Source organism: Bacillus bruguierae (assembly GCF_037104725.1).
Lineage (GTDB): Bacteria > Bacillota > Bacilli > Bacillales > Bacillaceae_G > Bacillus_A > Bacillus_A bruguierae.
Map to the genome: position 1 here is coordinate 48,115 of NZ_JBAWSX010000011.1, position 13,046 is coordinate 61,160.

Below are 13,046 nucleotides of genomic sequence, written 5' to 3' on the forward strand. Positions count from 1 at the left end.
GCTACTATGCATGGCCAGATGCTCTCGCCCCCTAAAAAGAAAGAGGGTTTATATGTCGATTTTTTAATTTGTATTTATATAGTTTATAAAATTAGTTTAGCAAACTTCTAAAAAAAATACTGAAAGAATGATCTCTTTTCTTCATAAAATTAAAAAAATGCGTTATAATATTATTGTAAATATTTATACTTTTCTTTATTTTACAACAAGAAAAGGATGTGATTCTATGCATTTCCCGAAAGTTGAGCGCTTGCTCATCAATTATAAAACGTTAGAAGAGTTTAAAAAATTCAAAGGATGCGGCGCTGAAGAATTATCTATGCTGGAAGATTTACAAGCAAATATCATCGAAAACGATAGCGAATCCCCCTTTTATGGAATTTATTACGGCGGTTCTCTTATCGCACGCATGAGCTTGTATACGAAACAACAGTCCAGCAACAATTTGTTTTCTGGCCCTTATGTAGAACTTTTTAAACTCGAAGTGTTACCAATATTCCAAAAACAAGGATTCGGTAAGATGCTTGTCGATTATGCAAAACAATTGCATCTTCCTATCAAAACGATTGCTCGTGTCCAATCTGCTGATTTTTGGGAGAAATTACACTTCGAAAAAGTAACCATTGATGATGGTGATTTCTATATTTGGTATCCAAACGCAAATTTGAATGCGGTTACAAAAAGTGAATCCGCTTAAAAATAAAAACAGCTGCGTGACAGCTGTTTTTATTTTGATGTTTTTTCAAGTATTCCTTTTTCTCGTTTCCTTTCTCTTTCAGAAGGCTCTAATACCATCGAGTTTCTTTTTCGGTCGATATAATCAAATAAAGTACGATATTCTTCTTCATACAAAGACAATTGCTGCAGCAGCCCTTCTTTTTCCTTTTGCAACGTCTCAATTTTTTTATATAACTCCATTTCTTCTTCTTCTTTTTTATAACTTTGTAAAAAAACAATTACATCTTCTAACGTTATTGAAAGAGAGCTCACTTTCTCCTTCTTTTGTTCTTGCACTTCATAATTTTCAGCTTTCCGTATTTGCTTTGCTTCTTCAATGCGTTCTTTATATTGTTTACGCACGTAAGAATTCCAACGAAATCCACAAGCAGCAGGTGTCCGCGATAAATGTCTTCCTACTTCTTTGAAGGCAGAAAGCTGCGTTCCCCCTTCGCGAATATGCCGGAGCACTACTTCTGCCAGAAGTAAATCTTCGTCATCAGTCCATGCATCTTGTCTTGTTGTTGCCATCTCTCTAGTCCTCCTTATGCATTTTTTATTAAACATATGCAGTTACTAGAAAAGATAGAAGAATAACATGTAAAGAAAAGCAAAAAAATAAACGCAGAAGGTTTCCCTCCTGCGTTTATTTTTGCAATTACTTGCTGATTACTTCTTTACCTTTGTAAGTACCGCATGCTTTACATACACGGTGAGCTAATTTCGCTTCACCACAGCTTGGGCACTCTACCATACCAGGTACTGATAATTTGAAATGCGTACGACGCTTTCTTTTTACTGTTTTAGAAGTTCTTCTAAAAGGTACAGCCATTCTTCCCACCTCCTTAAAAGAGAAAGTTATTTTCATACGAAGGCCCGAAACGGTCTTCTGATTATTTGTCAAAAAACTTCGCAAGTCCTGCTAATCTTGGATCAACAGGCTTTTCTTCGCTTTTTTCCGAAATCACTTGCCAATCTCGACCTTGCATCGGTGTTCCCTCTGAAACATCCTCACTGAAAATTTGCATTGGAATCTCCAATAGTATATTTTCCTTAATTACAGGGAGTAAGTCAAGTACTTCTCCTTCTAAGTAATGAAAATCTGCTTCAGGTTCATAATCTTCTTTCGAAACTAAGAACACCTCAGTTGTTTCAATGTCAAATGGTAATGTTACATCTACTAACGTTCTAGAGCATGGTAATACCATACTTCCTGTTATATGTAGATGAAACGTAAATTTGTTAGAGCCAAAATCAACTCTACCTGTCACATGAACAGGAGTAACGTCTCGAACATCTTTCTCAACATTATTCAGATCACTAACATCTACCATCTCATCTAACGTTAGTCCTTTTTGTCGATATTTGTTCAATTGATGAATCGACCATTTCATACTCATATCACCTCAAGGCAACAAACAAAATTATAGCTAGCCATTGTATATTTGTCAATATTTTTTCTTTACACTATAATGAAGTCATTATAGGAAATAATATATAGATTATCATGTTTTAGAAAAAGATGCTACACTGAAAGGGGAGATTCTTATAAAAGCTAGCGGCATTGTTGTTGAATATAATCCATTTCACAATGGTCATGCTTATCATATGCAACAAACTAAAAAGTTAACAAAGGCAGATATTATTATTGCTGTTATGAGCGGACCCTTTTTACAGCGCGGAGAACCGGCTCTCGTTTCAAAATGGGCGCGAACACAAATGGCATTAGCAAATGGTGTGGACGTTGTCGCCGAACTTCCATATGCCTTCGCAACGCAAAAAGCTGAAACATTTGCAAACGGTGCTATTTCAATATTAGATGCTCTTCGTGTCTCTGAGATTTGTTTTGGGAGTGAAAGTGGTAATATCGAACATTTCTACAATACAGTTACTTTGCGTCAAACTGAGCAAGAGGCATTCCATTCCCTTGTGCAGCGATACTTAAAAACAGGCATGAGTTATGCGAAAGCAACTTCTGAGGCATTTTCATCCTTACAAAAAAACATAGCTACTATCGACATTTCAGAGCCTAATAATATTTTAGGAATGCATTACATAGAAGCCATTATCCAACAAAAAAGTTTAATGAAGGCAAGTACAATTAAGCGTTTTGCTTCTCACTATCATGACGAAACATTTCAAAATGAACGAATTGCTAGTGCAACGAGTATTCGCAAACAATTATTTAATGATTCGGAAACTTTTTCAACAATTATTCCCTTTGTTCCAAAAATAACAAACCTACTTTTAGAGCAATATAAACATTCCTATCACCTATTACATAATTGGGAGCATTATTTTCACTTACTAAAATATAAACTCCTAACCATGTCACCATCGCAATTACAAAATATATATGAAGTAGAGGAAGGGTTGGAACATCGGATTTTATCTTCTATCCAAGAAGCAACTTCATTTACAAAATTTATGGAAGTATTAAAAACAAAACGTTACACATGGACACGACTACAGCGCATTTGCACACACATTTTAACCAACACAACAAAAGAAGAGATGCACAAAGCCCATGTAGAACAACACGCACAATATATTCGTTTACTCGGCATGTCCCAAAAAGGACAAGCGTATATATCAGCAAAAAAAAAGCAAATAACACTTCCATTGCTTTCTCATACAAAAACGTTACAACATCCTCTTCTAGATATAGACCGAAAAGCAAGCGCTGCTTATTTCTCTATTTTACAAGGAACCCTTTGTGGTGAAATGATAAAGCGAGATATAACGCAGCACCCTATTCGATATAACGAAGTGCAACATGTATTTTTGTAAAGTGAAACTTCCAGCAGTGAGGGGGATGGAGCTTCTGACGTAGAGGCGTTTTTTACCTCGTAAGAAGAAGCGAAGCAACCGAACATTCTAGCCATTGGGACTAGACAACGCCCCTCTCTCAGCCTTAAGATGGGGGTCTTACTGCCCACGAATAGCGGGATAAAGTGAATCTTCCAGCTTTCCCTTCTTCATCTTTCGCTGTCTGAAAATAGAATGATAAAAAAATCCTCTCTTAAACGAGAGGATTTACTTTTTTTCTGACATTTTATTCAAATACGTTAACGCATCATCTATCGTATCTACAGGTATAATTTTCATTTTGGTGTTTATATCTTTAGCTGTTTTCACTGCCTCTTTATAATTTGAATTCTCTTTTCCATTCTCATTTGGAGCAAAGAATACTTCTGCACCTGCATTATGAGCTGCAACTACTTTTTGAGAAATACCTCCAATTGGACCGACTTCTCCTTTTTCATTTATCGTTCCAGTTCCAGCTATTTCGTGACCTTTCGTTATATCTTCTTTCACGAGCTGATTATAAATTTCTAACGTAAACATAAGACCAGCAGAAGGTCCCCCAATCTTATGCGCATCAATTTTCACATTAGGACTTACTGTAAGCTTCTTATCTGTAATAATAGAAACCCCAATACCAGCGCGACTTTTATCTTCTGGAATTGGCTTCAGTACAAATTTTTCTTCCTTTTCTTTATTTTCATGGACATATTTAACACTTACTTTATCATTTTGTTTTTTTGTTTTCATATATGCAATAAACTGCTCTGCCGTTTGCAATGATTGCCCATCAACAGCAAGAATACGATCTCCAAGCTTTAATTTTTCAGCAGCTGGCATATCATTTGCAATACCAACTACAAGCACACCTTGATTTTCAAACGTAACAGGAGCATTTGCTCGTTTATACGCATTATAAATAGCCGCATCTTGTGACTCTTTCATTGCATATACTTGGCGAAATTGATACTCTTCATCACTTTCACCTTTTCTTAAAATTTCTTCCTTCTTAAAAATTTCTTCATATTTGTTAAATTTAGCAGAAAGAAAATTCACAACATTCGCTCGTCCCATCGAAACTGTAACGAGCATAAAATCCCCTTTCTCTTTATTCCCTCCTTCAACCTTTACATATGGCTCTAATTTCTCTGCCATACCTGGCTTTGTAATATAGTATGGCAGAGGGACAAATACAATTAGCATTGCAATAATTACTCCAATAAGTAGTGCATATAAATACCGAAACTTTTTAAACATCCTTTTTCTCCTTCCACTGCTCAATCAATGTGTAAATTGTTTGAATATGCTGCTTTGCTTCTTCTTCACCAACACGAATAATATCTTCTATATTCGTAAAGGCTCGCGAACTAAATTGTTCTACAGCTGGATGCATCATTAAATCTGATGCAATTTGTCTATTTACTACAAGTTCGTGTTGCATAATTTCAATGCTTTGCATAATGACATCATAAATGGATGTAACTTCTCCATTAACCTTAATAGGAGATACATCAACAGCAATCACAATATCAGCTCCTAATTTTTTTACTACCGATACTGGAATACGATCAATCACTCCTCCATCAACGAGCAGTCTTCCATTTATTTTCTCTGGAACAAATATACCGGGCACAGAAATACTTGCCCTAACAGCATCTGCAATAGAACCTTGTGTAAAGACAACCTTTTCACCATTTAGAATATCAGTTGCTACAACCGCTGTTGGAATATCTAGCTCTTCTAATTTTTTATTATATGTAAACATTTTAATCATATCTTTTACACGTTTTCCAGTAATAAATCCCATTTTAGGTACAGTAAAGTCCAAATAGTACTTCCGCTTAAATACTGTCGCTAAACGATACAAACGATCCACATTACATCCCGCTGCATAAAACGTACCTATTAGTGCCCCCATACTGCTCCCTGCGATCATATGAATAGGTACACCAGCGTCTCGCAACACTTTAATAACACCAACATGCGCAAATCCCTTTGCTCCGCCTGATCCAAGCGCTAATCCAATTTTCGGTTCTCTCATCTTCTTCACCCTCAAAAATTTTTCACTCTCTTTTTATACTTATGGTCTAATTTCACCATGTATCCTCGTATACTGAAATGAACATTTGGGACAAAGGGGGATACAAAATGTACGAAAAATGGAAAACAAGCTTTCTCACCATATCGGTTTCTTTTATTACAATTTCTCTCGTACTCCATCCCCAAGCAGCACTACAATCATCTATTCGAGGCTTAAATATATGGTGGGAAGTTGTATTTCCTTCATTGCTACCTTTTTTTATTATTGCAGAACTTCTAATCGGGCTAGGAGTTGTAAAGTTTATCGGTGTGCTATTAGAGCCCTTGATGCGTCCACTCTTTCGTGTACCTGGTATCGGAGGCTTTGTATGGGCAATGGGGATGGCCTCGGGTTTCCCTGCAGGCGCAAAATTAAGTGCTCGGTTACGCCAAGAAAACCAACTTACACAAATTGAAGCAGAACGTCTAGTATCTTTCACAAACTCTTCTAATCCATTATTTATTTTTGGTGCTGTAGCGATCGGTTTCTTTGACAACCCAAAACTAGGACTTATTTTAGCAGCCTCCCATTATGTTAGTAATTTCACAGTTGGACTACTCATGCGCTTTTACCAAGATAATCGCGAGCAACCAAAAGCAAAGAGGCATGCACCGCCAATCCCATTGCGGCAAGCTTTTTCTGTTCTTCATAAAACTCGCTTACAAGAAAAACGTCCCATTGGCAAATTAATTGGTGATGCGATTAATTCTTCTGTTCAAACATTACTTATGATTGGCGGGTTTATTATTTTATTCTCTGTTTTAAATAAAATGTTAACTGTGTTTCATATTACAACTTTCCTTGCTTTTATTATGAAACAAATATTAGTTGCATTTCAACTTTCGCCTTATTTTAGTTTCCCTATTTTGTCAGGCCTTTTTGAAATGACACTCGGGAGTCAAATGATTAGCCAAACAGAACACACTTCTCTTTTACAACAAGCCATGATGACAAGTTTTGTTTTAGCATTTAGCGGTCTTTCCATCCAAGCTCAAGTTGCCAGCATTTTAGCAGAAACAGATATTCGCTTTAAACCATACTTTATTGCACGTATTATTCAAAGTTTCCTTGCTCCAATCTATACATACATATTTTGGGGACCACTTTATGAAAAATTACATTCTTTTTCACCTACTCAATACGACATTCCAGTCTTTTTATCTGAACAATCTACCGTGTTTGCAAAAGGATGGACCTCACTTATTATGTACGGTCCGACTTTCACACTATTTTGTTTATATTTATATGTTACGTTACTCTTTTTACGTCTCATTCATAACAAAAAACCCCGTTCATCATAACGGGGTTTGAAACTTCTCTTTTAAAGCACGTTCTACAATTGGTGGAACAAGCCCAGAAACATTACCACCATAACGAGCTACCTCTTTTACAATACTTGAACTTAAAAAGGAATATTGGTTATTCGTCATAATAAAAAACGTTTCTACATTCTCTTCCAATTTACGATTCATGGATGTAATTTGCATTTCATATTCAAAGTCAGATACCGCACGTAAACCGCGTAAAATCGCATTCGCATTACGCATCCTCGCATATTCAACTAATAACCCACTATGCGAATCAACCTTTACATTCGGAATGTCTTTTGTCGCCTCACGAATTAATTCTAAACGCTCCTCTACCGTAAAAAGCGGTTTTTTTGATGAATTATTTAAAACCACAACATATACTTCATCAAAAACTTTTGCACCCCTTTTAATAATATCTAAATGTCCAAGCGTAATCGGATCAAAACTTCCCGAAGAAATTGCTATGCTTGCCATTCGGTCCCCTCACCTTCATACTTATAAATCGAAATCGCTATAATACCATAGTTTTCAGCTCTTACCTTCACAAGTCTACCAATAGTTTCAGGTAGTTCTACATCTACCCCATGTTCAGCCATAACGATTCCATCTTCTTTCAATAGACCATGTTGATCCATTATACTTATTAAAGAAACAATCTTTTGATCTTTATACGGCGGATCTAATAGTACAAGATCGAACAATAACTCACGTTTCATAAGCGCTTTTACAGCACGTTCTGCATCATTTCTATATACTTCAGCTTGCGCTTCTAACTTGCAACTTTCTAAATTTTGATGGATAACCTTTATCGCTTTTCCATCACGATCAACAAAAATAGCCTTATCTATCCCTCTACTAAGAGCCTCAATACCAAGCCCACCGCTCCCGCCAAACAAATCAAGAGCTAAACCACCGTCAAAATAAGGACCGATAATATTAAAAATCGCTTCTTTCACCTTATCTGTTGTCGGCCGTGTTGTATTACCTGGTACAGCTTTTAAAGGATGACCTTTACACTTTCCCGAAACTACTCTCATAATTTTTCACTACCTTTATCTCTTTCTATATAAATCCAAATTAAAAAACGACATAAAACCATTCTTATTAGGTGGGCGAGGGCATCTGGCTATGCATAGAAGCGGTCAGAGCCTTTTTCTGCCACATGCGAAGTTCAAACAAAGGAAGAAGGCAAGTGCAGGCTCCTTTGTTTTTACATAACAGCAATCTATATGTCGAAAAATCAAAATGGATTCATATAACAAATGTTCATATAAATCATTCTTGTATAAGCTCAACTTCATCCCGCTATTCGTGGGCAATAATACCTCCACTGATGAAAGTTTCACTTTATGTATATTCACCTTTTTTATCCTATCATAAAACATGCGAAAGAAAAATAAAAAGGAAAAGAGAAAATTTAATTTTATAATGTATATCTTCATACAGTTTGGGGATAAATAAGTATAACAACATCACCTTCGATGTTGTTGCCAACCGCGGAGAAGACTTACGTTTCCCCATAAGTTCTTCCTCCGGTTTCTCCTCTCCCTTTGCCTTCTTGCTAGTCATGCTAGTATAAGAAGGGCCCTGCTTCGGCAGGGTTTTTTCTTTGTCTCCTTTTCATTTTGAAACTGAAATGATACAGTAAAAGAAAGAGGAGGAAAAGACATGATTCAACGTTTTATTGAACTAGGAGAAGGATACTCCGATTTATACGAATTACTCGAAATTGCAAAAGCAAACAAACATCGAGTATCGCATATGCTTCAATTTAATACTTCGAAAAACGACAAAGCTGTATGCTCTCTTGTCGTTGTTCTTCACCCCACGACAGTAGGCGATTTTCAGCCTTTATACATATGTCGAGAAGGGATCCCTGTATTAACAGATAAAAAAAGCAAACGAATTACTTTATTTGAAGAAACAGCTGAACAAATCGGAAAAAAAGTGGTTTCTTTTACTGTAAAACCATCTACTACATTTCCAGAAAATGAACTATACTTCAACCATCTCATCGGTATTTTACGAATGAATCATTTTATTCCACCGATGCAATAAGGTGAAGAATACAAGAAAGCCCCACCAGAATTTAGGTGGGGTTTTAATCTATCTTATTATAATCATATTCTTTTGCGCGATCTGGTCTGGAATTTTCGAACTCCGTTTTTAAAAACGGCCGATAAGATGGCTCTATTTTTTTTACAAACGGAAGCTTATTTAATTTTTGCATCATATGTTCTAATTGCTCCATATCACAATACACAACAGCATATTTAAACCGTTTCGATATGTAATGAATGTTTCCATATTTCCTTAAAATTTTAGCATGTTTTAAGGAATGTAGATAGACAATCATACTTTGTCGTTGCCCAAACATAATGTTCTCCTTTTATTTAATATCATTCATTTATTTCATAATAAGCCACAGAAATTTATCCTGTATTAATGGGTACCCTACTGATGAAGGCTTCATCATCGATTTTCAAATATTAAAAATACCGGAAGCCATTTCTTACATTCTTTTTTCTTCTATATTCTAAAAAACGGGGCAGATTACCCCGTTTTTTTGCACCCGCAACTACCTCCAGAACCACAACCGCCTCCACAACCACCTGCATCAAAAAACGGGTTGCCTGTCGGAACTTTAATAGCAGGAGAGATCTCAGCACCCATAATTACACTAATCTCATCCAATAACTTTTGTAAATCATTTTCCGCCTTTTTAAAAGCAGCAATTTTTTCATGTAAATCTACTGCTCGTTTTAACTCCCGCATTTGTTTCGATACAGATGTATAGTCCGGATGATATTTTCCAAAGCGCTGCACTTCTTCATAACGCTCTTTCATTTCTGTAAATTGTCGAATTAGCGTTTGTACTTCCGAATCTTGCTGCAATGCATAGTAGCACTTGCGGTATTGCTCTGCTATATCTGAAAGAACAACTGCCTTTGCAAGTTGTTCAGCCTTGTCTAAAATCATTACGCTCTCTAGCGTCGCTGCAATCATGAGAGACACCTCCGAATATTAATCATATCACATTTACAGCAGAACTACTAATTCCATGACTTTATTCAGATATAGATTACAGACAAATATGTTCGGCGATATTGTACTTCAAAATTTCCCACGTTCCCTCTATTTCTCTCACATAACTGATACAAGCATTTTGTAGTGGTGTTTGAAACGTAATTTCTTCCGGAGAAATAGCATGTAACATCGCTTTAATTGCATGGGAATGTGCAACAATAATAATACGTTTTCCCATATATTTTTGAGCAACATCTTTTAATGCTACAAAACACCGCTCAACAATTTCTTGATCCGTTTCCATTCCTTCCACGTTACCATCTGCAATAAACTGTCTAACTTCAGCAACTGGCTTTCCGGATGCTACTCCAAAATTTCGTTCCATAAAACGTTCATCAAGATGAATTGTGTCTATTTTCACCGCATTAGCAATAGCTTGCGCTGTTTCATATGCTCTTACTAGTGGACTACTAACGATGATATCCCATGATTCAGCTTTTAAAGCTACTGCACTTTGACTTGCTTGCTTTTTTCCAATTTCATTTAAAGGAATATCTTCTCTTCCTTGAATAATCTCTTGAAAATTCCAATCAGTTTGTCCATGTCGTACTAAACAAATTTCCGTCATGCTATAACTCCTTTTTCTATAATCCATTTTTATTGTAACAAAAGTTTCGCATGACGGACACATTTTTTACTTCTAATTAATTAACGTTTTGCTGTTTCATATATTGAAACATGTCTATCATAAGAGAAGCAACGGATAATTGATTTTGAAACTTAGCTACCTTGTCTGGGATTGTCTTTTTAAAATATTGCATGGCTGCTAATTCAAATGCTTCTTTTTCACTTGGATTTCTAGAAAGTTTCCGATACCAATATGGTTGCTCTCGAATATATTTCTGTAAATCTTCATTCGACCTTACAAATTCGATGAGTTCAGTTCTCATCACCTTTCCTCCTAATCTTTTTGAAAGAAAAACGGATTATTTTCGGAATTACGCTGTTGCTTTGTTGTCTGATCCCCTTGAAACTGTTGAATAACCTGCTGCACACTTCCAATGGCAGTCGTCATATTCGCTAAATGTTGCTGCACCTGTTCTACATCTATTTTTTTAAAAAACGATACCATTTGTCCCATAAAATCACCAAGCTTTTCTTCGCTCTCTTCTTGTACAGGTGGAGGAACTATCTCTCCATTTACTTTGTAGCGATTCCATACACCATCTTGTTCTCCAAGTAAATACCATTCTTCGTAAAACTGTTGCCATGATTTCTTTCCATTTCGAACGTCATGAACCATCTTTGGATGCTGACGTACAAACTCTTTGAACTTTTGAATAGAAGGATGTAAATCTCCTTTCACCGTCGTCATTACAATCACCCCACCAGATGTATCTTTTACTATATTGTAAGAAAAAAAAGGCGCATGGTTCGCCTATTTTTAGGCAATCCATACACCTTACTTTTGAATAAAATTTTGCGTATAAAATTTATCATACACTCCAATTCCTAAACCAGTGAATTGTTCATTTAGCAAATTCTTTCGATGTCCTTCACTATTTAACCATCCTTGAACCGCTGCAATTCCATCACTATGCTGCGCTGCAATGTTTTCCCCCGCTAGCTGAAATGATACATTCCCTTTTTGTAAACGATCTCCTAATGTTCCAAACGAAGGTGAATCATGTGAAAAATAGTTGTTATCTTTCATATCTTTACTATGTTCATATGCTACTGCTGCTGCTTGCTGATCCCATACTAATAATGGAAGATGGTTACGACTTCGAATTACATTTGTCAAATCTAAAATTTGCTGTGCATTCCCTTGTTCAACTTGTTTTATTTGTTCTTGTGATAATGGCTGTGGATTCGTTAATTCTCCAGAAAAAACAATCTGATACGGTCTTTGGCTGATTAACGTTTCATCATCCATATAACGAACACCAACAAGTTTATGTGTAAAATGATCAAAATATAATTGCGCCCATCCATCTTCTATAGCAACGAGTGGTTGTTCTGTTAGTTCAACATCAGATAATTCGAATTGATAGCTATTTTTTCCCATTTTAAGTGAAATTTCATGTGAAAACGGATTTTTCTTATAAATATCTTCATATGTTTCCCCAATATGAAATGGCGAAATATTTACTTTCTCTCCACCAACATAAATCGTAACAATTTTATGCTCTTTAATCCCAAACTGCACATATTGTGTTAAGTTTTTATTATATATCCACCATTCATAACCATATGCAGATGGTTCAATTCGCGCTGGTTCATCCCAATTTGCTAATAAAATTTCAGAATCACTACCAAGTAACTCTGGAATAGTTTCGGGTACTCCTTTAATCTCTTTTTCTTTTTTGGTTTTCACAATTTTATGCTCTTTTTTTAAATGAGGAGATTGAAATATATATTGAGAAACGAGTAATTTCCCGTATAGATCAATTGCTAAAATAAGAATAGTAATTACTATAATGCGGAACAACTTTTTCAAATTATATACCTCCTGAATAACCATGAAATTGAGGTATACACAAACAAAACTGTTTTCTCCATTTTGTGTGTACCACACTATGTTCACTATATCATATTTCTTTCATAAAATCAGACATTCTCCCTTTTCTCTCTATATGAATTGCGTTTTCTCACTATTCGTACTATTATAAATTCAAGTGGTTTTACGTTTATAATAAGGAGGCTATTTCATGCAATTTACAAATACGAAACTTGAAGGCGTAGTTGTTGACTTCACACTTCTTACTGAGGTAATGGACAATCATCACTTTGTACTAGCTGGGCAATGGGATTACGAGCGAGTTACATACGACTATAAATTTGAAATGCTGAAAGATGTGTATTATTTACGTATACAAGGTTTTGCGCTAGAAGGAGATATTGGCCGGCGACATGCCCATATTAAATTATTACAACCTCTTCTTGGTAAACATTATTATCCACACGGTGTGGAGTATGGAGAGAACGAAAAATTCCCAAAAAATGTTCTTCAAAAAAGCGAACAGTTACTTCAAAATATCGAAAAAGAGTTGCAAGATTTAGCGATTATAGAATAAAGAAAACTTTCTACGAGTTTCGCTATATAC

The 13,046-nt window shown here is 35.7% G+C and carries 18 protein-coding genes; 5 read left to right on the plus strand and 13 right to left on the minus strand.

Annotated elements, in window-relative coordinates:
* The first annotated feature begins 226 nt into the window (after positions 1 to 226).
* Positions 227 to 697 (plus strand): N-acetyltransferase, encoded by a 471-nt coding sequence (locus WAZ07_RS17375; protein WP_336473479.1) that lies wholly within the window; start codon positions 227 to 229, stop codon positions 695 to 697.
* Between the two features lie 29 nt (positions 698 to 726).
* On the opposite strand, the gene WAZ07_RS17380 is transcribed toward WAZ07_RS17375, so the two are convergent.
* The 3 genes from WAZ07_RS17380 to WAZ07_RS17390 form a co-directional block, all read right to left on the minus strand.
* Entirely contained in the window at positions 727 to 1,248 is a 522-nt protein-coding gene (locus WAZ07_RS17380; RefSeq protein WP_336473480.1) for an RsfA family transcriptional regulator, read from the minus strand.
* Positions 1,249 to 1,375: 127 nt separating this feature from the next.
* Entirely contained in the window at positions 1,376 to 1,549 is a 174-nt protein-coding gene (gene rpmF / locus WAZ07_RS17385) for a 50S ribosomal protein L32 (protein ID WP_001984764.1), read from the minus strand.
* A gap of 61 nt (positions 1,550 to 1,610) precedes the next feature.
* Positions 1,611 to 2,111 carry a YceD family protein gene (locus WAZ07_RS17390; protein ID WP_336473481.1) on the minus strand — a complete coding sequence of 167 codons (501 nt, stop codon included), beginning with the start codon at positions 2,109 to 2,111 and terminating at the stop codon, positions 1,611 to 1,613.
* A gap of 154 nt (positions 2,112 to 2,265) precedes the next feature.
* Here WAZ07_RS17390 and WAZ07_RS17395 point away from each other — a divergent pair, with 154 nt between their 5' ends.
* Positions 2,266 to 3,507: a nucleotidyltransferase gene (locus WAZ07_RS17395; protein WP_336473560.1), complete on the plus strand. Its 1,242-nt coding sequence runs from the start codon at positions 2,266 to 2,268 to the stop codon at positions 3,505 to 3,507.
* Positions 3,508 to 3,753: 246 nt separating this feature from the next.
* Here the strand turns inward: WAZ07_RS17395 and WAZ07_RS17400 are convergent, their stop codons facing one another.
* Positions 3,754 to 4,779: a SepM family pheromone-processing serine protease gene (locus WAZ07_RS17400; RefSeq protein ID WP_336473482.1), complete on the minus strand. Its 1,026-nt coding sequence runs from the start codon at positions 4,777 to 4,779 to the stop codon at positions 3,754 to 3,756.
* Complete coding sequence (locus WAZ07_RS17405) at positions 4,772 to 5,563, minus strand: patatin-like phospholipase family protein (protein WP_336473483.1); 792 nt, start codon at positions 5,561 to 5,563, stop codon at positions 4,772 to 4,774. Before WAZ07_RS17405 ends, WAZ07_RS17400 begins: the two co-directional genes overlap by 8 nt.
* Positions 5,564 to 5,670: 107 nt before the next feature.
* On the opposite strand from WAZ07_RS17405, the gene ylbJ reads away from it, so the two are divergent.
* Positions 5,671 to 6,903: a sporulation integral membrane protein YlbJ gene (gene ylbJ, locus WAZ07_RS17410; protein ID WP_336473484.1), complete on the plus strand. Its 1,233-nt coding sequence runs from the start codon at positions 5,671 to 5,673 to the stop codon at positions 6,901 to 6,903.
* Here ylbJ and coaD read toward each other — a convergent pair.
* A complete protein-coding gene (gene coaD, locus WAZ07_RS17415; RefSeq protein ID WP_020059268.1) occupies positions 6,898 to 7,386 on the minus strand; it encodes a pantetheine-phosphate adenylyltransferase in 489 nt (162 codons plus the stop codon). The two genes, ylbJ and coaD, sit on opposite strands and share 6 nt — an antisense overlap.
* Positions 7,374 to 7,949: a 16S rRNA (guanine(966)-N(2))-methyltransferase RsmD gene (gene rsmD, locus WAZ07_RS17420; RefSeq protein ID WP_336473485.1), complete on the minus strand. Its 576-nt coding sequence runs from the start codon at positions 7,947 to 7,949 to the stop codon at positions 7,374 to 7,376. Before rsmD ends, coaD begins: the two co-directional genes overlap by 13 nt.
* A gap of 631 nt (positions 7,950 to 8,580) precedes the next feature.
* Between rsmD and WAZ07_RS17425 the strand changes: the two genes are divergently transcribed.
* Positions 8,581 to 8,970 carry a DUF7147 family protein gene (locus WAZ07_RS17425; protein WP_090914354.1) on the plus strand — a complete coding sequence of 130 codons (390 nt, stop codon included), beginning with the start codon at positions 8,581 to 8,583 and terminating at the stop codon, positions 8,968 to 8,970.
* A gap of 43 nt (positions 8,971 to 9,013) precedes the next feature.
* Here WAZ07_RS17425 and WAZ07_RS17430 read toward each other — a convergent pair whose 3' ends face one another.
* The 6 genes from WAZ07_RS17430 to WAZ07_RS17455 form a co-directional block, all read right to left on the minus strand.
* The gene (locus WAZ07_RS17430) at positions 9,014 to 9,289 is read right to left on the minus strand and encodes a YlbG family protein (RefSeq protein WP_090914352.1); all 276 of its coding nucleotides are present in this window, start codon (positions 9,287 to 9,289) and stop codon (positions 9,014 to 9,016) included.
* Positions 9,290 to 9,465: 176 nt separating this feature from the next.
* Positions 9,466 to 9,918, minus strand: coding sequence for a YlbF/YmcA family competence regulator (locus tag WAZ07_RS17435; RefSeq protein ID WP_336473486.1), 453 nt, complete (start codon positions 9,916 to 9,918; stop codon positions 9,466 to 9,468).
* 76 nt (positions 9,919 to 9,994) lie between these two features.
* Positions 9,995 to 10,567 (minus strand): histidine phosphatase family protein, encoded by a 573-nt coding sequence (locus WAZ07_RS17440; protein ID WP_090914349.1) that lies wholly within the window; start codon positions 10,565 to 10,567, stop codon positions 9,995 to 9,997.
* A gap of 76 nt (positions 10,568 to 10,643) precedes the next feature.
* Positions 10,644 to 10,889, minus strand: coding sequence for a YlbE-like family protein (locus WAZ07_RS17445; protein ID WP_090914347.1), 246 nt, complete (start codon positions 10,887 to 10,889; stop codon positions 10,644 to 10,646).
* 11 nt (positions 10,890 to 10,900) lie between these two features.
* Positions 10,901 to 11,314 carry a YlbD family protein gene (ylbD, locus tag WAZ07_RS17450; protein ID WP_336473487.1) on the minus strand — a complete coding sequence of 138 codons (414 nt, stop codon included), beginning with the start codon at positions 11,312 to 11,314 and terminating at the stop codon, positions 10,901 to 10,903.
* 87 nt (positions 11,315 to 11,401) lie between these two features.
* Positions 11,402 to 12,439 (minus strand): CAP domain-containing protein, encoded by a 1,038-nt coding sequence (locus tag WAZ07_RS17455; protein WP_336473488.1) that lies wholly within the window; start codon positions 12,437 to 12,439, stop codon positions 11,402 to 11,404.
* Positions 12,440 to 12,650: 211 nt separating this feature from the next.
* On the opposite strand from WAZ07_RS17455, the gene WAZ07_RS17460 reads away from it, so the two are divergent.
* Entirely contained in the window at positions 12,651 to 13,016 is a 366-nt protein-coding gene (locus WAZ07_RS17460) for a YugN family protein (protein ID WP_090914342.1), read from the plus strand.
* Positions 13,017 to 13,046 lie beyond the last annotated feature (30 nt).